Consider the following 25,121-nt stretch of genomic DNA (forward strand, 5'->3'; position numbering starts at 1 on the left):
ACGAAGATATGCATTCCTTTTTTAAAATTTCATTATCTTTAATAGGTCAGTGATAGCTTCCTATGCTAAATAGACTGACAATAACCAGTATAAACAATCAAAAAAGGAGATGGCTTATGTTCAATCGTAAAAACCAGCCTACATCAAATTCACAGGACAATACTCCTGGAAAGCATCCATTTATAAAAAGGTTTCAGGTTAAATCTACCTTGGATCCCAAACAAGAATTGCTTAAAAAAGTAATTCAGGATCTTAAGAACCGGAATTTTGTTTTCAGTTTTAATTAATATATAAAACAGAAACTGGGCTTCAACTGTTATTTGCATATACAGCAACGTTAGTTTTAACTTTATAGGTAACAGCTATGGCAATTGACATTAATGCATTATTGGACGCTGAAATCGTTCGTACAGAAGAGGATTCCATGACACAAAGTCTAGTGGTGACCCTATTGGTAGATAGTGAATTAGGTGACCATGCGCAGGAGAAAAAGTTCCGATTTGACCATGTTACCCATTATTCCCGTTCAGAAATCCCTTATGAGGGCTACCCGGTAATCTTAGAAGTATCGGAGGTAGTACCGGAAATCGATAAGACTTTTGATGTGGATCTTAGTCGGAAACGGTTCAAGATTGATACCACCTCAGGCATCGTGGTCCTTGAATTTGAGCGTTGTGAGGAAATTGAAGCTTAATCAGGATTAATTCCTAATTTTACATCTCGTGTATATCAACATCCATACCCATCATCCCTATGCGGACAGTAAGCATCTGGAAATTCCAAATGTGATCGTTTCGAAGGATTACCTGACGCAGACCCCATGTTGTGCAGGCATTCATCCTTGGTATATCGACGAAAACTTCGAGAAACAATTTGAAGCACTCAAAATCTATGTGGCCAAAGAGGGCGTTATTGCTGTAGGCGAATGTGGCTTGGATAAAATGAACGGGCCATCACTTGAACGACAAACAATGGCTTTTGAAAGGCAAATTGAATTGGCAATAGAAGTTCAAAAGCCCTTGGTAATTCATTGCGTCCGGTCCTATTCCGAGGTACTGACCTCCTTGATGCGCCTAAAAACCGATGTTCCCGTTGTATTCCATGGCTTCGCAAAGAATTGGGAACTCGCTAAAAGCCTGTTACACCATGGTTATTACCTTTCCCTAGGCCCTCTGATCTTAAAAGGGCAGCATGAAGAACTTGTACAAAACATCCCTTTAGACCGTTTATTCTTAGAAACAGACGATAAACAGGTTAAAATCTCCGATATTTATGCTTATTTTTGCCACGCTCGAAAAGTGGACAAGAAAGAATTGGAAGAGCAGATTACAAAAAATTTTACGGAGGTTTTTAACTATAGTTTATAATTCATGATGGATTTATCTTGGCTTTCCCGGACCGAAGCATTGGTTGGTCGGGAAGCATTAGAGAAATTGGCAAATTCCCATGTTATGGTATTGGGTTTAGGCGGTGTTGGTTCGTTTGCAGCCGAATTTTTATGTCGTTCTGGTGTTGGAAAAATGACCATTATCGACGCCGATACGGTAGATCCCAGCAATAGGAACAGGCAATTGCCGGCATTGGCGACCAATCATGGCGAGCCCAAAGCACAGATCATGAAAGAGCGGTTATTGGCCATTAACCCCGAGTTGGAATTGAACGTTATCCAAGAATTCATCCTTCCGCAAAGTATCCCCGGACTATTAGAACTGAAACCTGATTATTGTGTGGAGGCGATTGATAGTATCACGCCGAAGTTATTTTTTATCCGCTTGGCGTTGGATGCTAAGATTCCATTTGTCAGTTCCATGGGTGCTGGCGGGAAATTGGATCCTACAAAATTGAAGATATCGGATATTGGAAAGACGTATAATTGTAAGTTGGCCCAGCATATTAGAAAGAAGCTGAAAAAACATGGGATTAAGAAGGGCGTGAAAGTAGTTTTTTCAACTGAACTTCCGGATAAGGAATCGTTGTTGTATACGGATGGAAGTAATTTTAAGAAATCGGCGTATGGAACGATGTCTTATTTGCCAGCCGCATTTGGTGGAGCCTTGGCATCAGTTGCCATTCAGGATTTGATGAAATCCTAAATGGCAAATAATACCTACTTTACCTCTCCTACTACGACCTTTAACATATCATCAAAACCCAGATATTGTTGGGCAAGAACTTGTACCTGATCAGGAGTTATTTCTTTAATTATCTCCGTATAATTATGGTAATAATTCAGGTCCAGGCCCGAAAAGAATACCGACTTGAACTTATCCACGTGCGAGAAAATAGATTCCAAGCTTCCCAACATACTCCCCAACATGTAATTCCGCACCAATTCCATTTCTTTCTCTGAAGCCTTTTCCTGTTGGAGCTTTTCGATCTCTTTTTGTATCTCCGCTAATGTAGCCTTCGTATATTCCGTTCCTACATCCGTAGAAATACTCAAAAATCCGGCATGGTTCAAATTAGCGAGCATAGATCCTATACTATAGGTATAGCCCTTATCCTCACGGATATTCCCCATCAACCGAGAACCAAAATATCCGCCAAACATCGTGTTCACAAACTGAAGAGCGGGATAATCCGGATGCGTACGTTGGATGGAAACTTTTCCCAATTGGATACTGGACTGCATGGCATCCGGTTTTTGGATAACCTGCAGATCTAACAATTGACTTCCTTCGCCCTGAAATGGCGTATATTCCAACGATTCCGTTCCATCCCATTGGTTTTCAAAATAATTGCGGAAAAGATCCAATGTTTCCTCCGATATATTACCGGATAAGAACAATACACCATTCTGAGGTTGAATCTGTTTTTTGTACAATTGGGTAAGATCCGAACGGGTCAATCCATCCAATATTCCCTCGGTTACCGATCGACCATACCTGGTATTCCCAAAAAGCTGATTATAAAAAGCCCTACGCGCGACAAAATCAGATTTCTCCAAGGAGATCTGTAGACTTTGCTTATTGTTACGGATGTAGGTATCCAACTCCTTTTGAGGAATCTGTGCGGCTGTCAGCACCTGATGCACCACCGGTAAAACCGAATGTACATGCTTGTTGAGGGTATAAAGCGTTAATGCATTATGATCATAACTAAATTCAGGCACTAAATAAGCACCATAAAAATCAATCTGCGAAGCAATCTCAGCTGAACTCAATTTGATAGTCCCTTCCTTCAACATGGAACTCAAGGCCGAATTCCTGGTCGGATTCTCCGGTTTTTCAAACAGGTTCTTGAAAACGAATTCTGCTTTCAACAACTCCTGTTCGGGCGCATGAAAAACAAACACCTGCAGTCCGTTCTTAAAAACCAATGATTCCGGTTTCTCTATTTGGATCTCATCGATCGATTTTAATGCTGGCGGGTCAAATCTATTCAGCATATGCTCCTTTCTTTTGGGCAAGGTAAATTAACGTGGATGAGTTCTCTTTTCGAAAAGTTTCCTTTGCAAAACGCTGGATATCAGTACAGCTCACCTGCATATATTTTTCTATTTCCTGATTATATAGGTCTGCATTTCCCAAAAGCTCATAAAAAGAAAGATTCATGGCCTTATCCAGAATGGACAATTCTGCAAAACGCATGGTCGATTCTACTTTGTTCTTCACTTTGGTCAATTCCTCTTCCGAGATGGATTCATTGGATAAAGCTTCCAATTCATGCCAAAGCGCTTTTTCCGCTTCCTCGATACTCACAGCCTCATGGGGCTTACCTTCTACTACGATCAGGTTATTATCTATACTTCCCAGCACATAGGCATTCACTTCGGAAAACAGATGGCGTTCCTTCACCAAACGACGGTATAGCCTTGCGGAAGTTCCACGCGATAACACATCGGTCAACAAATCAGCGATGTAATAATCATCATGTAAACGATCGACCGTATGGAAAGCCAAATAAACAGCATCCACCGGAACAGCAGCATTCACTTCCAGTTTTCGGGGTGCTAATTGGCGTGGCTCCTGAGGAATATTTCGCAGATTGGGTTCTGAAGCTGGAATATCGCCGAACCATTTTTCGGTTAATTGTTTAACCTCCTCTAACTTTACATTTCCGGTAATGGCCATGATAGCATTGTTTGGCGCATAAAATTTCTTGAAAAATGCTTTCACATCTTCCATTTTTGCCTCTTCAATATGCTTGATTTCCTTACCTATGGTTGCCCATTTGTAAGGGTGAACCTGATAGGCCAATTCCCGAAGTCTCAACCAAACATCTCCATAAGGTTGGTTCAGATAGCGTTGCTTAAACTCTTCAATCACCACATTTCGCTGCACCTCCAAACCCTGCTCATTGAAAGCAAGTCCCATCATCCGATCAGACTCTAACCAAAAGGCAGTTTCGAGGTTATTTGCAGGTAGCGTAATGTAATAATTGGTGATATCGTTTGAGGTAAAGGCATTATTCTCACCTCCTACCCGTTGTAATGGCTGATCATAACTTGGGATATGAACCGATCCACTGAACATCAGGTGTTCGAACAGATGGGCAAACCCTGTTTTGTCTTCTTGTTCATCCCGAGCACCCACATCATATAGGATATTCATGCATGCCATGGAACTATGGGGATCTTCGTGTATCAAGACCCGCAATCCATTCGGTAGAACGAACTTTTCGTATTTTATCATTTATGTTTTTTTATCCAACCCAGTTAATTCCCTTCTTCAATAGACCAAGGGTTTTCTCTTCTTTAGAACCTGGTTGGGCCTGAAAATTATAGAACCAGTTTGCCTGTTCCGGTAGGCTCATGAGGATAGATTCAATCCTTCCATTGGTTTCCAAACCAAATTTTGTCCCGGAATCATATACGAGATTGAATTCAACGTATCTTCCCCGACGTAACAGTTGCCAGTCTTTCTCTTCTTTGGTAAAGGATTTATCGCGATTTCTATTAACGATTTCGGTATAGATTTTTGGGAACAATCGACCTAAGGCACAAGAAAAATCAAAAATTTCCTCCATGGAAACCCCAGCTTTTTCGGGAGTTAACTTATCATAGAATATTCCGCCAATCCCTCTGGTTTCGTTTCTGTGTTTAATATAGAAATAATTATCTGCCCAGGTTTTGAACTCCTCATAAAATTGAGCGGAATATTGATCACAAACCGCTTTCAATGCTTGATGAAAATCCTTAGCATCTTCTTCGATCACATAATGTGGCGTTAAATCAATTCCTCCACCGAACCATCGGATGTTTTCATTGAGTTCGAAATAGCGGATATTCATATGGATAATAGGTATCCAAGGATTATTCGGATGGATAACGATGGATACTCCAGTAGCAAAAAACTGGTCCTCCTCTACGCCAAAAGCTTTCTTTATCGGCGCAGGCAATTCCCCATGTACCGCAGAGAAATTAACCCCTCCTTTTTCTAGGATATCTCCATGTTGAATAATTCGGGTCCTACCACCTCCTCCACCATCTCTTTCCCAAAGCTCTTCTTGAAAAACAGCTTTTCCGTCCAATTTTTCTAAGGCCTGGGTAATCTCCTCTTGGATTTCTTTATATTTTTCAGCAATCTGTTCTTTTGTGATCATTACGTAAGTTGTTCGGTTAATTTTTTCACCTCTAATAACGCCGGTTGGTTCTTATACAAAATATTGTAAACAGTATTGCAGATCGGCATTTCCAAATGGTGTTCATGGATGATATCCTGTATACAGCCGGATGCAAAATAACCTTCCGCCACCATATTCATCTCCAATTGCGCAGACTTCACAGAATAGCCTTTTCCGATCATATTTCCGAAGGTTCTATTTCTGCTAAATTGAGAATAAGAAGTCACTAAAAGATCTCCTAAATAAGCAGATTGATTGATTTCTCTTTTTTGCGGATCAATAACATTCACAAAATGCTCCATTTCACGAATGGCATTCGAAATCAAAACTGCCTGGAAGTTATCTCCAAATCCTAAGCCATGGCATATTCCCCAGGCTAAAGCATATATATTTTTAAGTACTGCCCCATATTCAACACCTAATAAATCGTTGGAAACAACCGTTTTAATATAGTGTGTTTGGAAATATTGTGCAACAACAGCAGAGTTTGCCGTGTTTTTCGAAGCAAAGGTCAAATAAGATAATTTTTCCAGAGACACCTCTTCGGCATGGCAAGGCCCTCCTACGACTACGATATCCTCTAGTGCAACCTGAAATTTATTGTTCAAGAATTCGCCTACGATCATTTTAATGGAAGGCACAATTCCTTTAATGGCAGATACCACCAACTTATTTTGAAAATCGTTTGGGGATAAATCCTTAAGCGCATCTTCTAAATACGCAGCTGGGGTGTTCAAAATGATGATATCAGAGTTTTCAAACACGTCCTTAACTTCTTGGAAAAGATCGATCTTGTCCAATTTAATTTCAACAGCGCTTAAATAGGATGGATTATGATGGTAGGTTTCAATATACTCCAAATCCTCTTGCCGGCGAACCCACCAATTTATCTGTTTTTCTTGTTGGTTATCGGTCAGCATCTTGATCATGGCTGTTGCCCAACTTCCGCTACCTATAACTCCAATTTTTATCGACATCTATGTAAAATCGTTTGATGAAACAACAAAGATACCAATAATACACAAAAAAATCCTGAGGTGGGGACCTCAGGATTTCTACCAAACCAATTATTAACCTAAATTATGAAATTACTTTACTCTATTACTCTTTTGCTTTTCACTATTATAAACGCAAGTATATAGCCAATGTTATACCTGGGATGAGGGATTAACAATTTTTAACAGCTTAAGGACCTTAATAAATTACGAAAGCCCTGAAGAGGGGAGCTTCAGGGCTTTACTAACCAATTATTAACCTAAATTATGAAAATCGTATAGATTTCTTTAATTCAAAGGTATAACGGTAGAATAGTTGCATACGTTACAATAAATATGTGTTTTAACATTTATTTAACAGATTAAAATTTATTGATAACCTTTTGATTCTTCTTTTGAGATAAAAGGTAACCAATCCAAGCCATTGGAAAATAAGCGAATAGCAAATCCACGATCGTGAACCAGATCGGGGAAGGCAGCATCAAAATAGTTACCAAGCCACCTAGGAAAAAAAGAAACCCGATGACCATGGCAAAGAGCAGTTTTCTGCTTGCTGCAATCAGGGCGGCAAAAAAAGCACCTACCAACGTTCCTAAACCATGCGCCAAGAAAGGAAATAGAAAATGCTTGGGTTGAAAAAGATGTAACCCTGCTTTTAGACCTTCCGTTGTGGTATTATCGACACCTTCGGGCACTGGAATAACCGAAGCAGAAATACTTATAAAAAACATGTTTACAGCACTTCCGATAACAAAACCTACAATAATAGCGAGGATGTTTCTGAGAATAGGATTCATAGTATAGATGATTTGGTTTGTATTCTTTTTACGAAGCGTTCATTTGCTGTCAATATAAGTAATTCACTATCAATTACTTTCAAAATTTCCAACAGCAATCCCCCAACGATATTTTAGCCATCGATATCAAAATTAACAGCGAAGCATGCTCGCAATGGTAAAATTAAATTAAAAAATTAAAATCATGGCAAGAATTTTTAAAGGTATTTTAGGCGGATTTTCCGGCAAGGTCGGAAACATCGTTGGTAGCACTTGGAGAGGCATTGACGTCATCAAAAGTTTACCAAAAAAAATGAATCGTGTTCCATCCGAGAAACAAGCGGCTATCCGTTTCAAGTTTTCCAAAGCGATCTCCTTTTTGAAACCCATCACCGAAATCATCAATATGGGTTATCAAGATCATTTATTAACAGATCGTACAGCGTTTAATGAAGCGATATCCAACTTGATGCAGGTTGATATGATTGGAGATGGACTGATCAAACATTTCGATCTTTCTAAAATCAAATTGAGCAAGGGCTCATTAAATGTCCTTCATAAATTGAAAGTAGAAAGGGATGCAACGAACAATAAAAACCTTCAACTAACCTGGGAAACCCCTGCAGGCGAACCGAGGAAAAGAGGTGATGATCTCGTCCATCTGGTATTCTATGATCCAGCTACCAACAAATTCGTTACACCTCCACCATTTAAACGCATGGATAAAAGCGTAAGGTTTTTGTTGGAGGACGATTTGGGACTAATAGACATCAATTTATGGGTATTCGTCAGCGATGAAGACAGAAGAGAGGTGTCCAACAGTCAATTCATTCATTTGAAAAAAGTCAAGTAACCGTATTGGAAAACAGTTTAATTAATCAAAAATGAAAAAACTAATAAATCTATTTACTGATATGGTTCAGGCTATTTTGACTGCGCCCGTAAAACTTCCGGAGAAAGTGCTGAAGATTACTAAATATGTTTCTTTTGGATTGAGCCTGCTGAAACAACTATTAGATCAGCAAGAAAAAGGTGGAAAGCATAATACCATGAAGAATAAAAGATTATTCTTTTAATACCTACTGGTTTTTACCTTAAAAATGGGGTTATCGAGCAATCGGTAGCCCCTATTTCGTTTCATTAATATTAAGTAGCTTTGTTTTCCTAATACCAGAACCGCATGAGCATACCTATAAAATATTATTTATTGAGTTTAGGATTAATAATGGCGATGAACAACCAACAATTAAATGCCCAACAGACTCCTTTCGAGAAACATGGAGGTAAAAATATAACCAGTACCTATGAGGAATTGATACCTTACTACCAACAATTAGCTTCTGGCAGGAAAGACATGAAGATTCTTGATTATGGAAAATCCGATGTAGGAAAACCCATTCAATTGATCGTACTTTCTGCGGATGGCGATTTTGACCCGAAAAGCATCCGTGCAAAAGGAAAGACAGTGATGTTGATCAACAATGGCATCCATCCTGGAGAGCCGGAAGGAATTGATGCTTCCATGATGTTCATCAGGGACATCCTTAAACTGAAGAGGTTGGATAAAGACCTGGTCCTTTGTGTCATTCCGGTCTATAATATTGCAGGGATGTTGAACAGAGGGGTTTCTAGGGTAAACCAAAATGGTCCAGAAGCTTATGGATTCAGGGGATCTGCCCAGCATTATGATTTGAATAGAGATTTCCTAAAGGGAGATACCCGAAACTCGAGGGTGTTTCAGGAAATTTTCAATACTTGGGATCCAGATGTGTTTTTTGATACCCATACCAGCAATGGTGCAGATTATCAATATACCATGACCCTGATCGAAACCCAAAAAGACAAATTACATCCCCAATTAGCACCATTTATGCGTGAAAAATTCACGGAAGTGATGTATGCGAAAATGAAGGAAAGAGGCTTCCCGATGATTCCTTATGTCAATTCGCAAGGGGAAATCCCAGAAACGGGGATTGTATCATTTTTGGAAAGCCCGAGATATTCTACAGGTTATGCGGCTTTGCACCATACCATTGGCTACATGCCGGAAACACATATGTGGAAGCCCTACACCGATCGGGTGAAGTCAACCTACGACTTGATGGATATTCTTTATGAGCAGACCCGAAAACATGGACAGGAATTGCACGCGATCAGGTCATCGGTCAAAGAGGCCGTCAAACAGCAAGAGGAATTCCCAATCAATTGGAAACTCAATACAGCTGTAGTTGATTCGATTACCTTTTTAGGTTTTGAATCCGGTAAAAAGGCAAGTCAGGTAAGTGGATTAGAGCGTTTATATTATGACCGCAAGAAACCGTTCAAGAAAAACATTCCCTATTTTACCACTTACGAGCCAACAATAACGATCAAAAAGCCTAAGGCCTATATTTTACCTCAGGGTTATGATCATTTGGTCAATCTATTACAGATTAATGGGGTACAGATGCATCCATTAGAAAAAGATACCGTAATGGATGTGGAAATGTACTATATCGATTCCTACAAAACCCAGAATTCCCCATACGAAGGGCATTACCCTCACCATAGTGTGGAGGTTAGTGCTAAAAAAATGCAGCGTACTTTTTACGCAGGTGATTGGTATATTGAAACCAACCAGGAAAAAAACCGGTACATCATCGAAACCTTAGAACCCCAAGCCATTGACTCCTATTTTAATTGGAATTTCTTTGATGCCATCCTATCCCAAAAGGAATATTTCTCGGCCTATATTTTTGAAGAAGAAGCTGTTGAACTATTGAAAAACGACCCTCAATTGAAAAAAGCATTTGAGGAGGCCAAGAAAGCGGATCAAAAATTAGCAGAGAGTGCGCGCATGCAGTTGGAATGGATCTATAAACGGAGTCCTTATTATGAGGATAGCCATAACCTCTACCCTGTTGGAAGAATTTTAAAATAATTGGTTTTTGTTTTTTCTGTTGACAAAGGGTTGTCATTATCGCCCGTAATTTTGGTTAAGAATTAAAGATACAAACATTATGAGCACAGCAACTTTTTTAAACAGAGACGAGTTTTTGAAACATTGGCAAGGCCATCGTAACCTGACTCGCAGAACGATCGAAAAATTTCCGGCTGAAGAGTTATTCCGTTTTTTTTTGGGTGGGATGCGTACCTACGGTGAAATGCTAAAAGAAATGTTAACTGTTTCCGTTCCGGGATTGGAAGGCATGGTTGACCGTGATGACAAACCATTCAACCATGACATCTCGGTTTCCACAAAAGACGAGGTGTTGAAGTTATGGGATGAGCAAACGGAAAAGATCAATGAACTTTACGGAAAGATAAAGGATGAAGAATTCTATGAAACCTTCAATCTATTTGGTCAGTATAGAGATCAAAACAATAACAACCTTTTGTATTTCTTAGAGAATGAAATCCACCACCGGGCGCAGGGCTATGTTTATTTGAGAGCATTGGATATTGAACCTCCTTACTTCTGGGAAAGGTAATCAAGCATAAAATACAACCTGTAATATAAAAAGAAAGGCTTCCCGTTAAAATGGGAAGCCTTTTTGATTTGATATATTGAAGAAAAACTATTTGTTTTTGAATACGGAATTTACTTCTTTCACTGACCATCCGTTTTTACCTTGGATCATGGTAACATAATCTGTCCGGGTAAATTTTTCGAAATCCAAGGTTACTTTTGCTAAACTGTAGTTATCTGATTTTTCCAACATCTGATAATCTACCTCACATTGGTAAGTAATACCGTCAAGATTTTTCAGGTGTTTGATGTAGGCCGATTTTCCAATTGGCTCTTGTGTAGGATTTGATTGTGTGCGTTGGGTAAAGCTGTTGTCGAATAGTTGGTTCAAGTAAGTGGTCTCCCCTTTTACTGTTCCGTTGATATATCCATCAACTACATTTTCAACGTTTGATTTGTTCAATTCCTTTTCGGAAGATTTAGGCGCTTTTCCTTCTGAAGCGAATAGGCTTACTGAAGAAGTTAATAATAGTCCTGCTAATGCGAAAGTTTTTACTAGAGTTGTCATGGCTTTATGTTTTTAATGTTTTTAAATATTTTATTTCTTATTTGATATCTCAAAGGTAGGTCAAGAAATAAAGCGCAGACAGGCAGAATAGGCTAATCGAGAGGAGTTCTCGGTAAAAACAGGTAAGTTTTCGGTAAAAATTCTAAAGAAATTTTTACCGATTGGAAAAACGATAGTCTAAGGGGCGAGAAATTTAAAACTTATGGCGTTCCATGCAATAATTTGATCCGGTGGGAAGTTCCCCAGTTCACCAGATTCTCGATAAGTTCCTTTGTACTTCGGCCATATTCGGTAATAGAGTATTGAACGGTAACCGGCCGCGTATCCAATTGTTCCCGTAATACCAGGTGATTTGCTTCCAGGTCCTTTAATTCCTTGGTCAACATTTTAGCAGATATGCCGATGATCTCCCGCTGCATTTTTTTAAAGGTATTCACCTGCTTATCGCGGGTCATTAAATAATGTAGTATCAAAAGTTTCCATTTTCCACCAAGAATTTCCAAGGTATCGCGCATGGCCAAAAGATTACCGGTACATTCAGGAGGATCATTTTTTAATGTTTTCATTTCAATATTCTCTAATTGCAAATATAGGTAACATTTGTTACCTCTTTCCAGTTGGCGGTCGCATAATTTTGTCTTTTATATAATTGATAAACGAATGGTGACTATTATAATTGGATATGTATTGGCAATTTTTGTGGGTATTTCATTAGGGTTGATCGGCAGCGGGGGCTCCATCCTGACCGTTCCAATTATGGTTTATATTATGGGTGTCAATCCTGTTTTGGCTACTGCTTATTCCTTATTTGTGGTCGGATCCACTTCCTTGGTAGGTGGGATACAGCGAGCTCTTCAGAAAAAAGTGGACTTCAAAACCGTGTTGGTTTTTGGAATCCCATCCATTGCCGTGGTTTATTTGACACGGGCCTATCTTTTGCCTTTAATTCCACAAGTGTTATTTACCATTGGAAATTTTCAATTCAGCAAACCCATTGCATTGATGGTGCTCTTTGCGATCGTAATGGTATTTGCTTCCATATCGATGATTCGTCCCTGCCCACATTGTAAAGACTTGGACGCTGAAAAAATAGTTTATAATTATCCCATGATCTTATTGCAAGGTACTTTAGTAGGTATGTTAACCGGATTAGTAGGTGCTGGAGGTGGATTTTTGATTATTCCGGCATTGCTATTATTTGCTAAAATGCCAATGAAAACAGCTGTAGGAACTTCCTTGTTTATCATAGCAGCAAATTCATTGTTGGGATTTATCGGAGTTTTGCAGGGAAATGAAGTTATTGATTGGTGGATGCTGTTAACTTTTTCCGGTTTATCCATTCTTGGAATTTTTATTGGAATCTATCTATCTAAGAAAATTGAGGGAAATAAGCTTAAATCTGCTTTTGGATGGTTTGTGTTGGCAATGGGATGTTATATCCTTATTAAGGAATTGTTTTTATAAATTGTGTTTTGAAATAAGGAGATTAAGTGATTATTATTAAAAAGCTTCTTTAATAAATTCATATAGTTTAACGACCGTGCTCGAGTAAAATAATATGATCCCCAAAAACGCAATGAACAAGCAAAGGGGGGTGTAATATTTGCTATCATTTACTCCGAATTTTGTATTTCTATATTTTTTAAATAGACCTACATATCGGAAATCCCCAATCGCCCGAAATAGGAAAATACCGATGATTGCCAGAATACCATATTTACAAATATTATCAACCCATATAGGAAGGTTATGATCCATTATATTCAATAGTATGATCAGTGCAAAACCAAAAAGACCTAGTGCAACTATAAGGGTTGGTACGGGGCCAGGCATTTTAGGTTCTATGGTATCGTCCTTTGTTGGGAATACGGCTGAACTCCCCCATCTCCCTCCAAATGCACAATAAATATGTAGTCCTGAAATAAATAAAAAAATGAGGATCAGGAGAATGGAAGAAAAATTAAACAGGAAATACATCATAGGTTTAATGTGTTTTGTGAGATCTTTTAGAAAGATACCAAAATTTGGCATAAAAAAAGCCGGGATCAAAGATGCCGGCTTTAAAAGCAGTACGCCAATTAGGGTTTTTAATTATTATGAACTATCCTTTTGCATATTCTGCAAAGATTATTTAACGTGTTAAACAGTTACTAATCTTAAAATCTTTATCGTATTTTGTTATAGAATTAATCCAGATTGAATGGTGAAATTTTAAACTATGTTCAAGAAAATCATTTCTATTATAGGAAGTTGTATTTCCTTAGTATTTTTTTTCCACTTTTTTTTTATTATTCTTTACCAATAATAAAAGTTTTAAAATTCGGTATATGGGGGGAAGTTGACCCGCGAATCAACAATACTGAAAAAATTTATGTTCCAGAATTTGAAAGTCAAGGGCTTTCCCACGAACTTTCAATAATAATTAACTATGTAATATCATATACTTTTATATTTTCAATTATTATCATTTTTTTATATACAATCTTTAAGATATTTTACTTTTTATTTCACACTTATAACAACTTATTGAATGAAACAAAAACTGAAAGAAAATTTAAAAAAACCAAACTTGATCAATTAGTATATATCCTTTCATTAATTCTAATAATTCTATTCATTCTAGGTCATATATATTTTTAGAATTACCTGTCCTTGTGATAAGCCAATTTTTAAATAAAAAGCCCCAACCGTTTAAGGAAGGAGCTTTATGATAGGAATGAGTTGCGGAGGTTGAAAAAAGCCACTTCTACAAAATACTGTAAAGAATATTAGATGTGTTAAACGATTCCTAATCTTAAAATCTTTCCCGTATTTTATTATAGGATTAATCCAGATGGCATGGTAAAATTTTAAATTATGTTTAAAAAAATAATTTCAATGATTGGAGGATATATATCTTTTATGGTTGTTCCAACTTGGTTTATATATACCCTTCAAATTAGAAATATTTTAAGGTTTGGGTTTTGGGGTAAAGGTGTTAATAGAATCGGTACCCCCTTAGAAATTGAGGTCCCTCAATTTGAAATCCTTGGAATACCTTACGAATTTGCAATGGGAATAAACTATTTGCTATCCTATATTGTTGTGATTTCTGTTTTCATTATTTTATTCTTTTATATTTTCAAAATATTAAATTATATCATTCATAAGTATAATGATATTATACATGAAAGGAAAACTGAAAGAAAATTTAAAAAAACTAAGATTGATCAATTTATATATATTATTTCATTGATACTGATAATTATTATTGTTGGGTTTACTCTATTAGCTAGGTATAAACCTGTTATTGAGTAAAGAGAATGAATAAGCTATTAGCCAAGGATCAGCTATTATTAGCACCGATTTGATCTATTTTCAAACGTAAATTATATACCTCTTCTAAAACCTAAGACATATAATAAAGTTTAATGTAGCCATATCTTGTAAAACATTTATAAAACAATATAGAGAATTTTAAACTTATTTATGAGTTTAAAATTTACAGGAGAGAATTCGATTTAAAACAAAAAAGGCCGTAAATTAATGATTTACAGCCTTTTTAACTTTGTACGCCAATTAGGGTTCGAACCTAAGACCTACGGTTTAGAAAACCGTTGCTCTATCCAGCTGAGCTATTGGCGCTTATTTTGTAATGCAAAAGTAGCTCTTTACGGTTTAAATGCAAAATAAATTGTCTTTTTTTTGGTAGTAGATGTTTAACTGATTGCATCACAATTACATATTTTTTTGTTTTATAACCATATTTTCAATAATTGCGTTGCCTTGGTTGGATTTTTAGCTATGGTTTCTTTAATTGTGGAAAAATTAAAAAGATATTTCATTTTTTAATAAGCTAAAAATCAGCTCTATTAAGCTAAAATCGAACATTTTAGGATTAATAATTTCATTTTTTGTTTGGAGAATAAGTCAGAATTTGTACTTTTGTCGCGGAGAGTTGGCAGAGTGGTCGAATGCGGCGGTCTTGAAAACCGTTAACTGTCACAGGTTCGGGGGTTCGAATCCCTCACTCTCCGCAAAAAGAGCAACCGTAAAAAGTTGCTCTTTTTCGTTTATCAATATCTCAATCCAATATTGAAAAGTCTTTCAACAGGGCTTATTTCTTTAAAGTTCACTTCGATGTAAAAGCATACTGAAAGTATACTAAAAGTATGTAAAATGTATGTTTTATATACTTCCTACATACTTTAACCCTGCTTTAAGCCTACTTAAACCACGATTACACCCCTAATTCAAACAAATATTGAAGTATTAGCATAGAAACAACCCCAAAAAAATAGACAATTTACGTTAAGATTAATCTTAAGTATTAAATCAATGTTTACTTCTAAAGAATTCCCATTATTAATATTTATTAATTCCCTGGTTTTAAGGTTTCCCATATTATAATCTTAATACCAAGATTTATCTTTGTATTTTGCACTATCTATGATCAAACGACTTATTACCCACACCTGTATTGCCTGTTTAGGATTAAAGATAATGATTTCCTGTACTTCGATGAGTGCAGAGTATTCTAAACATCGAGAAGTACAATCTGAAAACTTCGCATTTGTATCAAATGAGCAAGAAGCAAGTCAAAAACACACTTATTATCAAGTGACAAAAGTGGTGGATGGAGATACCTTCTGGATTGATAATTTACAACCTGGGGGATTGAAAATCCGCTTTATCGGAATCGATGCTCCTGAAAGCCGTAATGCCTTCAAAAAGAAAAAGCAATTTTATGGCAAGGAATCCAAAGAATTCTTAACAGCCTTATTGAAAGATCAAAAAGTAAGATTGGAGTTTGATGTTGATTCACTTGATCCATTTAACAGAACCTTAGCCTACGTTTATTTGGAAAACGGAGAAATGGTCAATGAACTGATCGTTAAGTCAGGAAAGGGCATCCTAATGACCGTAGCTCCAAACGTAAAATATGAAGAGCTTTTTGTGAAAGCACAGAAATATGCGCGGGAAAATAAACTGGGATTGTGGGCAGAGAATTAATATCTCAACTTGCGCTCCAATATTTCTCCAGGCAATCCTTCAAAATCCTTAAACTCTCTGGATTCAAACTGGTTTTTGATCAAAACCTTTCTGGAGGCAAGATTCTTCGGATCAATTATGGCTGTTAACACTTCCATTTGAGGATCGTTTAATGCTTTCTCAATCAACATTTTACTTACCTTACTAGCAATCCCCATACCCCAATACGCAGGCAAGAGCAAATAGCCTAATTCCGCTTCTTTATCATCCAATTTCTTTATTTCCAATTTGGCTAAACCCAAGAAAGTCCCAGAATCTTGCTCAAAAATTTTAAACATTCCGTATTCTTCTCTTAGTTCATTATTGATTATGGTTTCATCGAAATCAGATTTTGCTTCTTCGATCGTTAAACCGCGCTCTGTAACCATAGCCATGATCTGGATATCACTGACCAACAAATAATAAAGATCAAAATCTAAAGGATTGAACTTTTCAAGTTTAATGTCCATAAAGTAAAGGTATAGAATTCTTTATGGATTTTTTCATAATGTATAGATCCTTCGACAATGCTCAGGATGACAAAGGCTGATGCTCTGGAGATCCTTCGACGATGCTCAGGATGACATAGGTTGAAGCTCAGGATGACAAAGGCCGATGCTCAGGATGACAAAGGCCATAACTTCATCAACCTCTATTTCCTTCCCATCCTTTGAAAAACCTTGATACCCTCATTTAAAATCAAAGGAACCAATCCCAGCAAAATAACCACTCCCCAATCCCGTGGACTAACCAATTGCAACCTAAAAGAATCCCGCAACACCGGAATAAACAGTAAAATCAATTGCAAGCCAAAGCCCATCAAGATCGCCAAGATCAAGTATTTATTACTGAACAAGCCCACTTGGAAAATAGACTTATACTCATGCCTAAAACTCAACGAATAGAACAACTGACACGCAATGATCGTCAAGAAAGCCATGGTTCGGGCATAATCATGGATATCCTCCGGAATCTGCTTATCAAAAACCGAATAATCATGCTCCCAATAGCCGATCACAAAAGCAACAATCGTTAAAATCCCAATCAGAACACCTCCCAAGATCACCCGCCATCCTGCACCATGCGAGAAAAAATTCTCTTTAATGGATCTCGGTTTCTCCTCCATCACTGATTTATCCCCAGGATCCATGCCCAAGGCAACAGCCGGCAGCGTATCTGTAATCAAATTGATCCACAATAACTGCGTGGCCAACAAAGGAATCGGCATTCCGGAAATAATCGCCACCAACATCGCCAAAACCTCTCCCACATTGCTCGACAATAAAAATATAACCGACTTCTTGATATTATTATAGATATTCCTCCCCTGCTCGATCGCCGAAATAATCGTCGAAAAATTATCATCCGCCAATATCATATCCGCAGAATTCTTAGCCACATCAGTCCCCGTGGTCCCCATCGCCACACCTATATCCGCCATATTCAAAGATGGCGCATCATTTACTCCATCCCCAGTCATGGAAACAATATTTCCATTCGCCTGAAAGGCTTTCACAATATTGACCTTATGCTCTGGCGATACCCTTGCAAAGACTTTATAATCGGATATCTTCGAGGACAGGTCCTCCACCGACAACGAATTGATTTCCTTTCCTGTAACCACCTGTTTTTCCTCCTCCGCAATGCCCAGTTCCTTTGCGATGGCAAATGCGGTCTGCTTATGGTCTCCAGTGATCATGATCGTTTCTATACCTGCTTCTTTGGCCGATTGAATGGAATCCTTGACCTCTTCCCGTGGAGGATCGATCATTCCAACCACGCCAACAAATACCAGGTCCTCCTCAAATTCTTCCGGAGAAATTTTAGATTTTACAGGTTTAAAAGCAAAACCCAAGGTCCGTAATGCTTTATGCGACATATCATCGACCGCTTTATCGACCAATTCCTTATGCGCATCGGTAAAAGGGATGATCTCGCCATGTTCCATCACCCGATCACATTTCAAGATCAAATTATCAACCGCCCCTTTCGCATATAACACCCATTCACCTTCTTTCTTATGCAAGGTCGACATCATTTTACGATCCGAATCGAAAGCCAATTCATCCACCCGTTCTTGCTGCTTATGGATCTCTTTCCGATCGATCGACCAGGAATCAGCCAAGGCCAATAAGGCCACCTCTGTTGGATCTCCTGTTTTCTTCTCCCCATCCAACGTCGCATCGGAGGCCAAGAACATCCCTTCTACCAACAATTGCTCCTCAGGAAGTATCGGATCCTCGCTATCAACATCAATCAACTGATCCCCAAAGGTAAAAAGCTCCTTTACGGTCATCTTATTCTGGGTCAAGGTCCCCGTCTTATCTGAACAGACAATATTAACTGACCCTAGGGTTTCAACAGCAGGAAGTTTTTTGATAATGGCCTTTTGTTTCGCCATTTTAGTGACGCCGATCGAAAGAACAATAGCCACAATAGCCGTCAGCCCTTCAGGAATGGAAGCAACCGCTAAAGAAACAGACGTCAGGAACATTTCCGTAAGATCTCGACCTTGAAAATAGGAAATCACAAAAATCAGTACACAGATACCAACAGCCAATTTTCCCAATGTCTTTCCAAGATGGTTCAAACGGATTTCCAATGGGGTTTTGCTATTGTTCTCCTCCGCTAGGTAATTCGCTATCTTTCCAACTTCGGTTTGGTTTCCAGTTGCAACAACTATCCCTGTCCCACGCCCGAAAGTAACCAAGCTCGACATAAACGACATGTTCAAACGATCCCCAATGGCGGTATAATCCGTCTTTATCTCGGCATCGAGATCCTTTTCCACCGGAACAGATTCTCCGGTCAAGGATGATTCATCGACTTTTAAATTCGCATTCTCCAACAATCGGAGATCCGCCGGCACATAGCGGCCAGCCTCTAAAATGACAATATCACCCGGAACCAATTCATCCGCAGGTAATTCCAATTGCTCCCCGTTCCTTTTCACAATGGCTTTTGGGTTGCTCAATTTCTGCAAGGCCGCAATCGCATTATTCGCCTTTAATTCCTGAAAAACACCAAGGGAAGCATTAATGATGATGACGATCAAGATAATGATCGCATCGGTATATTCACCCATCACAAAGGTGATGATAACCGCAGCAAACAACACATAGATCAACGCATCATTCAATTGGGAAATGAACATGGCGAATATGGATCTTCTCTCCTTTTCCTTTAAAGCATTTGAACCATATTCTGAACGTAGCTGTTCTACCTGTTCCGATTTTAAGCCAACCTGTTGATCAACATTGAATTTTTTCAATAAATCATCAATGGGTTGCGTGAAATAGTCCTTGATTTCTGTTTTATGTTCAGCCATAGATGCGCGTTTATAACGTAATAACCAAATTTAATCGGCTTTTGTTAGAAAAAAGATGATATAATCAAATCATTACAATTATTCTTAATTTATTTACGTTATACCACAAATACCTGATACCTATGGAGAACCTAGTACACGAGCTGATAAACCACGAAGATGGAAAGATAATCCTTCTTTCCATCAACGGAAACACCTTGATTTCAGAATCCGGAAAACCTGATAAATTAAAACGAACCGAGAAGGAATTCCCGAACGAGCAGGAGGTACAGAAAAACTTTCTAAAGAAAGAATGGGAGGCTTTGAAAAAGGGATATGTATTAAGGAATGATAACCCAAACATTGGCTTACCCCGTTTACACTATTATGTAGGTGGTGGGTATACGGGAAGTTTATCCTTACAGGGAACAGATAAAGGGATATTTGTGTATCAGAATGTCGTGGAAGCGAATATATGGAAAGGTCAGTTATTATTGATTGATGGGCAAGGAAACCTACTTCAAAGCATTCCATTACCGAAGCAATTAGCTTGGGAAATAGCCTATCAAGAGGGCAACCAAACCTTGTACCTCGACCTCGATCATTTCATATATGCATACGATCTCGAATCTCAGGAGTTTGAGAATTTAGGAGCTAATAAATCAGACCCAAGCAGCTTTATTTCTGTTGGAACAAATCGAACAGTATTCGCAAGTTTCGGACAATTGAAATCATTGGACAATGATAATAAACCATTTTTTGATCAAGCTTATTCGACAGTAACCATTAAGGGCAACACACCATTTGCTGGTGTAGTATCTCCCGATGGAAAAAAGATTGCATTCCATAATAAACCTGGAGAAATATCGATCCTTCATGCAGATAACGGCGATTTAATAGCACACTTGAAAGGAGATTTTCAAATGATCGAAAAAATGGAATTTACTGAATCCGGAGACCTTCTTCTCGCTCAAGAACAATATGGTAGTTGGGGAATGCTTTATTTCGACCTAATAAATAATCAACAAATTACAATCCCTGGCCTAGAAATCCCTGAATACAGCAAGGAAGTGAGCAGGTTCTGTCTCAATCCTGATCAATCCAAATTGGTATTATCACAACGAAGTAATGTGCATGTTTTTGATTTTAAAGCCAAGAAATTTTTGCATAGCTTTCGCTTGGACCATATTGTCAAAAACTGCCAGTTAAAGTTCGTCAATGAATATCTAGGTGTTCGGACTGATTACGGATGTTTTAGTCTGTATAAGGTCTAATTGAATTCAAATATCAACCTATTTACAAGAAAACAATGAGAAATATTTTTGTTATAAATGGAAGTGCAAGTGAAAACTCATCAAATCAAAAAATTATTAATAATATAATTCAATTAAATAAGGAATCCTTTAAATATATAATTTATAATGGTCTAAAATATTTACCTCATTTTGATCCTGAACGGTCAATTATAAATACACCAAAAGAAATTGTAGAATTTAGAAAATGTATTGAAAATGCGGATGGAATTTTATTTTGTACGCCCGAATATATTTTTAGCATTCCCAGTGGATTAAAAAATGTATTAGAGTGGTGTGTTTCCACTACCGTATTTTCGGACAAGCCAATTGGAATTATCACGGCCTCAGCAAATGGAGAAAAAGGACACGAAGAATTGCAATTGATAATGAAAACATTAATGACAAATTTTAATCCGGAAACTACATTACTAATTTCAGGCGTAAAAGGTAAAGTAAATACCAGTGGGGAAATTAATGATGAGAAAACTATAATTAAATTAAAAGAATTTTCTGAATCATTCAACGAACTAGTAAAATACAATTCAACCGATTAACCCCCCATTAAAGGATCGGTACGGCTGCTTTTTCCATGATCTACATGCCCCGCAAACCTATAAGTAATTTGTTCATTGGAAACCGGGCGGACTAAGAAATCATACCAGCCATGGCTATCCTGCAGATCAAAGGAAAAAACCTTAGTTCTCCCTGCCTTATGCAAGGTATCTTTCAAGCCATAACCCAAGTCCTTGATCAAGAAATCCTCTTTTACACCATCAACCTTCAAATGCCAGACTTGTCCCTTTCCTTGATAACCTATAATCCTAGGTATAAGCTTATCCAACTCCAATTTAAACTCTCGGAAATATCCGTTTGGTCCATACAGCGTGAAACTTACCCTTCCATCCAGAAAATCCTGCATATCCCAGCTATAACTCATCTGCTCTCCAGCTTTTACCGCAAAATTCCAGGCTTGAAAAGAATTTCCCTGCTCCTTATATACCGTATGATTGGTTACAATCAATGGAGCACCAATCTTTTTGTTGGCCTTTAATTTCCCGGCAAGTTCGAAAATCATCGTTAAGCGTTGCTTATTAAGGTCTACTTGGAGATTCACATCCAGGTCATAGGGAATGGCATTAGCCAATTTAGTACCTTTCTCCTGTATGCCCAACCCGTAATGCTTAACCCCATCAAGCTGAAATTCGTCCAATATCGATTTGTAATCTTGGGCTACAAAATTCCCTGGCAACTGCCTATCCTTGGCTGCATGTATCCGCCCTACGTAGGCATTCCGATCCACAAAGTCTATTTCAGGTTTTTTCAATTCCGGAATAGGTCTGAATGCAGAGGTCAGATCCCCACATACTAACCTACGCCAGGCACTGATATTGGTTTCCAATACCTTTTTACCTATTTTCTTGGCAAAGAAATGTTCCATGAACTGCAGGCTGGAACTATGATCAAAAACCTCCGAATTCACCCATCCCCCTTTAGACCAAGGCGATGCAATAACCATAGGTACCCTATAGCCCAGTCCGATCGGACTTTCCAAACTTGCCTCCGGATTGTTTGTCCGGATCCGTTCCTGCTCCACCGTAACATACTCATCCTGCGTATCCACGCCCTTAGCCACCCTTCCTGTGTCCGGTTTATTACTCAATGGTGGAACGAATGGCATGGCATGATCAAAATACCCATCATTCTCATCGTAGGTCAATACAAAAATGGTTTTCTTCCATACCTCCGGATTGGAGGTCAGAATATCCAAGGTTTCTGATACATACCAGGCTCCGTACCATGGCGAACTCGGATGGTCGGAGAAACGGCATGGCGCCGTTAGCCAGGAAACAGCCGGCAATTTATTCTCTTGAACATCTTTTCTGAACTGATGGAAGATATCCCCTTTGGGCACTTGAACATCAACGGTCTTTCCATCGGCTGTATAGCTTATTTTTTCTAATTTATGATAATCCGGATCATTCGTGTTCGTCGTAAATGCCCGTTCATGTATTTCCTGCTCGATCTTGGAAAGCTTTGCAAAATTCAAAGCGGAAAACTGTTCCACATCCTTTTTAAAATTATTCAAGCGGTCAACAACTTTCTGATAAGCTTCTTGGGAAGCATATCTCGCAACGGTCAGTTCATGCTCGATCTCCCTGATCCGACGTTTGGCATAGGCTTGATAAGCGGGATGGAATTTTACTTGGTACTGTTTATGAAATTCGAGGTTATTATCGGTAAAATTAGCCAACCAGTCTTCTTCTTCCCCAGTTAATCCCACCGGAAGGCTGAGTTCATTCTGATAGACCTTCCAAGAAATACCGGCTTCTTGAAGTCGTTCCGGATAGGTTTTCCAAGTAAGGTCTCGGTAATTGATCTGTCCATTATCCACATGAGCTACCGAATTGGGATCCCGGGGGGTTTCACGCACCGTACCAGTCCAGAAATAAGATCTATTGGCACTCGTTCCTGTCAATGAAGAACAGAAATGTTGGTCGCATACTGTAAAGGCATCTGCAAAAGCATAATAAAAAGGAATATCCTTTCGCTCATAATAACCCATGGTTAAAGGGATATGCCTATATTTTTGATTTCCTGGTCTTTTGGCGAGAAGCCATTTATCCATTTTACCATTATTGCGAGCCATGACCATATCCCGCCAACCATGAGGAAGATCGCCCATCCAGGTCACTTGGGTATTTTCAATATCCAGATGGAATGGACCATAACTTTTTTCGCCATCCATCGTTTGATGCCATACGGGTACACGATCAGGCCCTCGATAAGTCCTCGGGTCATTGAATCCACGAACACCTTTAAGCATACCAAAACAATGATCGAACGATCGGTTTTCCTGCATCAAAAACACGATGTGCTCCGCATCAAGATAGGTAGATCCTGGTGCTGCCTCAATGGCCAATGCCTTTTGAATAGATTCAGGAATAACATGGGTTAACGCTGTAGCGCCCGCAAATAGGGATGCTTTTTTCAGAAAATCTCTTCTAGAACTCATGAAAGAAAGATAGTCCTTTTTTACCAAAAAAAATGAGGGTAATATTTTTTTCATGAAAACAAGTATTCATATGAAGTAAATAACTTATTAAATTTATTTAATATAGTAATATGAAATATTTTTTATTTATATTAGATGATATAATAGAAACTATAAATTATTAACAAAAACATCATGAGAGCACTATTTATTTGGAGCTGTTTTTTTCCAGTCTCATGCTTAATCACCAATTATATCCATAAGAATATCCTTCCACTAACCATCGATTGGATTCTATTCTTAATTTTTATACAGATGGCTATTCTATATATCTGTATAATCCCAGGAAAAAATAATAAAAGAAAAAAAGGCTATTATTAAATAGCCTTTGAGAAAATCTTTAACGTCAAAATTTTATTTTAAAACTTCTTCCAAGAACATCTTTGTATGTTTCCAGGCTCTTTTTGCCATGATCTCATTGTAATCTGGCGATTCTGGATTAGTAAAGGTATGTTTGGAATTCGCATAGGTTATGATTTGCCAATCTGCCTTAGCATCATCCATTTCTTTCACAAAACCATCATAATCGGCTTTCGAAACGGATGCATCATCCGCTGGATGCAAAACCAAAACCTTGGTCTTCACTGGCTGCATCACCCGACTTGGATCTTTTGCTAGCCCTCCATGAATACTCACCGCACCTTCCACGTTCAATCCTCCTCGAGCAGCTTCCAGAGCACCTGAACCGCCAAAACAATAGCCTATTACCGCTATTTTAGTCGCGCCTTGCTTTTTCAGTTCATCCATGCCTGCCTGAATACGCTTCTGATAGGTCGCAAAATCCCTTTTAAAGATTGTGGATTGTTTACCAGCCTCCGCATTGTCCTTCGGCGTATTGCCTACCCCATAGATATCAGCGATCAATACCAAGTAGCCTTCCTTTTCCAGGTCAAATGCTGCATCCTTCGCTTCCTGATCAATTCCTTTCCACGCCGGTAATATTAAGACCGCAGGTAAGGATTTTCCGGCATTGCTCGAAATCAGACCCGATAATTTTTGATCTTTTTCCTGATAAATAACCTCTTTAAGGCCTTGGCCTTTCGCCATCGATCCAAAGATCAAACTGAATAGAATAATAGAACCCAAAACTTTCATAAGTATATCT

At 38.3% G+C, this 25,121-nt stretch carries 24 protein-coding genes and 2 tRNA genes; 13 read left to right on the forward strand and 13 right to left on the reverse strand.

The features are described from left to right. The first annotated feature begins 364 nt into the window (after positions 1 to 364). From CRJ00_RS04390 to CRJ00_RS04400, 3 genes are read left to right on the forward strand one after another with little or no spacing between them, the layout of a single operon-like run. On the forward strand, positions 365 to 694 hold the full coding sequence (locus CRJ00_RS04390) for a hypothetical protein (RefSeq protein WP_099365669.1): 330 nt from the start codon (positions 365 to 367) through the stop codon (positions 692 to 694). A gap of 28 nt (positions 695 to 722) precedes the next feature. Continuing rightward, positions 723 to 1,367 carry a TatD family hydrolase gene (locus CRJ00_RS04395; RefSeq protein WP_167554309.1) on the forward strand — a complete coding sequence of 215 codons (645 nt, stop codon included), beginning with the start codon at positions 723 to 725 and terminating at the stop codon, positions 1,365 to 1,367. A 3-nt stretch (positions 1,368 to 1,370) separates the two neighbouring features. Next, complete coding sequence (locus CRJ00_RS04400; RefSeq protein WP_099365671.1) at positions 1,371 to 2,093, forward strand: tRNA threonylcarbamoyladenosine dehydratase; 723 nt, start codon at positions 1,371 to 1,373, stop codon at positions 2,091 to 2,093. Positions 2,094 to 2,107: 14 nt separating this feature from the next. Here the strand turns inward: CRJ00_RS04400 and CRJ00_RS04405 are convergent, their stop codons facing one another. The 5 genes from CRJ00_RS04405 to CRJ00_RS04425 form a co-directional block, all read right to left on the reverse strand. Next, entirely contained in the window at positions 2,108 to 3,388 is a 1,281-nt protein-coding gene (locus CRJ00_RS04405; protein ID WP_099365672.1) for a M16 family metallopeptidase, read from the reverse strand. Beyond that, positions 3,378 to 4,634: a M16 family metallopeptidase gene (locus tag CRJ00_RS04410; protein ID WP_099365673.1), complete on the reverse strand. Its 1,257-nt coding sequence runs from the start codon at positions 4,632 to 4,634 to the stop codon at positions 3,378 to 3,380. Before CRJ00_RS04410 ends, CRJ00_RS04405 begins: the two co-directional genes overlap by 11 nt. Positions 4,635 to 4,644: 10 nt before the next feature. Then, positions 4,645 to 5,544 (reverse strand): oxygen-dependent coproporphyrinogen oxidase, encoded by a 900-nt coding sequence (gene hemF, locus CRJ00_RS04415; protein WP_099365674.1) that lies wholly within the window; start codon positions 5,542 to 5,544, stop codon positions 4,645 to 4,647. Further along, the gene (locus tag CRJ00_RS04420) at positions 5,544 to 6,542 is read right to left on the reverse strand and encodes an NAD(P)H-dependent glycerol-3-phosphate dehydrogenase (protein ID WP_099365675.1); all 999 of its coding nucleotides are present in this window, start codon (positions 6,540 to 6,542) and stop codon (positions 5,544 to 5,546) included. The genes hemF and CRJ00_RS04420 overlap by 1 nt, the downstream gene beginning before the upstream one ends. A gap of 380 nt (positions 6,543 to 6,922) precedes the next feature. Continuing rightward, a complete protein-coding gene (locus CRJ00_RS04425) occupies positions 6,923 to 7,357 on the reverse strand; it encodes a hypothetical protein (protein ID WP_099365676.1) in 435 nt (144 codons plus the stop codon). A gap of 184 nt (positions 7,358 to 7,541) precedes the next feature. On the opposite strand from CRJ00_RS04425, the gene CRJ00_RS04430 reads away from it, so the two are divergent. The 4 genes from CRJ00_RS04430 (at position 7,542) to CRJ00_RS04440 (ending at position 10,806) form a co-directional block, all read left to right on the forward strand. Beyond that, complete coding sequence (locus CRJ00_RS04430) at positions 7,542 to 8,189, forward strand: DUF6266 family protein (RefSeq protein WP_099365677.1); 648 nt, start codon at positions 7,542 to 7,544, stop codon at positions 8,187 to 8,189. A gap of 31 nt (positions 8,190 to 8,220) precedes the next feature. Then, complete coding sequence (locus CRJ00_RS18595) at positions 8,221 to 8,412, forward strand: hypothetical protein (RefSeq protein WP_134777804.1); 192 nt, start codon at positions 8,221 to 8,223, stop codon at positions 8,410 to 8,412. Positions 8,413 to 8,516: 104 nt separating this feature from the next. After that, complete coding sequence (locus CRJ00_RS04435) at positions 8,517 to 10,256, forward strand: M14 family zinc carboxypeptidase (RefSeq protein ID WP_257213687.1); 1,740 nt, start codon at positions 8,517 to 8,519, stop codon at positions 10,254 to 10,256. A 79-nt stretch (positions 10,257 to 10,335) separates the two neighbouring features. Continuing rightward, entirely contained in the window at positions 10,336 to 10,806 is a 471-nt protein-coding gene (locus tag CRJ00_RS04440) for a DinB family protein (protein ID WP_099365679.1), read from the forward strand. A gap of 87 nt (positions 10,807 to 10,893) precedes the next feature. On the opposite strand, the gene CRJ00_RS04445 is transcribed toward CRJ00_RS04440, so the two are convergent. Then, the gene (locus CRJ00_RS04445) at positions 10,894 to 11,352 is read right to left on the reverse strand and encodes a nuclear transport factor 2 family protein (RefSeq protein WP_099365680.1); all 459 of its coding nucleotides are present in this window, start codon (positions 11,350 to 11,352) and stop codon (positions 10,894 to 10,896) included. Between the two features lie 200 nt (positions 11,353 to 11,552). Further along, the gene (locus CRJ00_RS04450) at positions 11,553 to 11,918 is read right to left on the reverse strand and encodes a winged helix-turn-helix transcriptional regulator (protein WP_099365681.1); all 366 of its coding nucleotides are present in this window, start codon (positions 11,916 to 11,918) and stop codon (positions 11,553 to 11,555) included. A gap of 94 nt (positions 11,919 to 12,012) precedes the next feature. On the opposite strand from CRJ00_RS04450, the gene CRJ00_RS04455 reads away from it, so the two are divergent. Next, complete coding sequence (locus CRJ00_RS04455) at positions 12,013 to 12,816, forward strand: sulfite exporter TauE/SafE family protein (protein ID WP_099365682.1); 804 nt, start codon at positions 12,013 to 12,015, stop codon at positions 12,814 to 12,816. Between the two features lie 36 nt (positions 12,817 to 12,852). Here CRJ00_RS04455 and CRJ00_RS19330 read toward each other — a convergent pair whose 3' ends face one another. After that, positions 12,853 to 13,383 (reverse strand): DUF3995 domain-containing protein, encoded by a 531-nt coding sequence (locus CRJ00_RS19330; RefSeq protein WP_218962179.1) that lies wholly within the window; start codon positions 13,381 to 13,383, stop codon positions 12,853 to 12,855. 825 nt (positions 13,384 to 14,208) lie between these two features. On the opposite strand from CRJ00_RS19330, the gene CRJ00_RS04470 reads away from it, so the two are divergent. Next, positions 14,209 to 14,649, forward strand: a complete 441-nt coding sequence (locus CRJ00_RS04470) for a hypothetical protein (RefSeq protein WP_099365684.1) — start codon at positions 14,209 to 14,211, stop codon at positions 14,647 to 14,649. Positions 14,650 to 14,902: 253 nt separating this feature from the next. On the opposite strand, the gene CRJ00_RS04475 is transcribed toward CRJ00_RS04470, so the two are convergent. Beyond that, positions 14,903 to 14,976 (reverse strand) — tRNA-Arg (locus CRJ00_RS04475). A gap of 307 nt (positions 14,977 to 15,283) precedes the next feature. Here CRJ00_RS04475 and CRJ00_RS04480 point away from each other — a divergent pair. Together CRJ00_RS04480 and CRJ00_RS04485 are read left to right on the forward strand one after the other, a co-directional pair. Then, positions 15,284 to 15,368: transfer RNA gene (locus CRJ00_RS04480), tRNA-Ser, on the forward strand. Positions 15,369 to 15,780: 412 nt separating this feature from the next. Beyond that, positions 15,781 to 16,344 (forward strand): thermonuclease family protein, encoded by a 564-nt coding sequence (locus CRJ00_RS04485; protein WP_218962180.1) that lies wholly within the window; start codon positions 15,781 to 15,783, stop codon positions 16,342 to 16,344. Here the strand turns inward: CRJ00_RS04485 and CRJ00_RS04490 are convergent. Beyond that, positions 16,341 to 16,832, reverse strand: a complete 492-nt coding sequence (locus tag CRJ00_RS04490; protein WP_099365685.1) for a GNAT family N-acetyltransferase — start codon at positions 16,830 to 16,832, stop codon at positions 16,341 to 16,343. The two genes, CRJ00_RS04485 and CRJ00_RS04490, sit on opposite strands and share 4 nt — an antisense overlap. Before the next feature lie 182 nt (positions 16,833 to 17,014). Beyond that, entirely contained in the window at positions 17,015 to 19,690 is a 2,676-nt protein-coding gene (locus CRJ00_RS04495) for a cation-translocating P-type ATPase (protein WP_099365686.1), read from the reverse strand. A gap of 122 nt (positions 19,691 to 19,812) precedes the next feature. On the opposite strand from CRJ00_RS04495, the gene CRJ00_RS04500 reads away from it, so the two are divergent. Together CRJ00_RS04500 and CRJ00_RS04505 are read left to right on the forward strand one after the other, a co-directional pair. Beyond that, positions 19,813 to 20,943 (forward strand): hypothetical protein, encoded by a 1,131-nt coding sequence (locus CRJ00_RS04500; RefSeq protein ID WP_099365687.1) that lies wholly within the window; start codon positions 19,813 to 19,815, stop codon positions 20,941 to 20,943. Positions 20,944 to 20,978: 35 nt separating this feature from the next. Next, positions 20,979 to 21,518, forward strand: a complete 540-nt coding sequence (locus CRJ00_RS04505; RefSeq protein WP_099365688.1) for an NADPH-dependent FMN reductase — start codon at positions 20,979 to 20,981, stop codon at positions 21,516 to 21,518. Here the strand turns inward: CRJ00_RS04505 and CRJ00_RS04510 are convergent. Continuing rightward, positions 21,515 to 23,977, reverse strand: a complete 2,463-nt coding sequence (locus tag CRJ00_RS04510; protein WP_099365709.1) for a phosphocholine-specific phospholipase C — start codon at positions 23,975 to 23,977, stop codon at positions 21,515 to 21,517. The genes CRJ00_RS04505 and CRJ00_RS04510 overlap by 4 nt on opposite strands. 393 nt (positions 23,978 to 24,370) lie before the next feature. Continuing rightward, positions 24,371 to 25,111, reverse strand: a complete 741-nt coding sequence (locus tag CRJ00_RS04515) for a dienelactone hydrolase family protein (protein WP_099365689.1) — start codon at positions 25,109 to 25,111, stop codon at positions 24,371 to 24,373. Positions 25,112 to 25,121: the final 10 nt, after the last annotated feature.

Origin of the sequence: Sphingobacterium sp. 1.A.4, assembly GCF_002734245.1 — a bacterium.
Classification (GTDB): Bacteria; Bacteroidota; Bacteroidia; order Sphingobacteriales; family Sphingobacteriaceae; genus Sphingobacterium; species Sphingobacterium tenebrionis.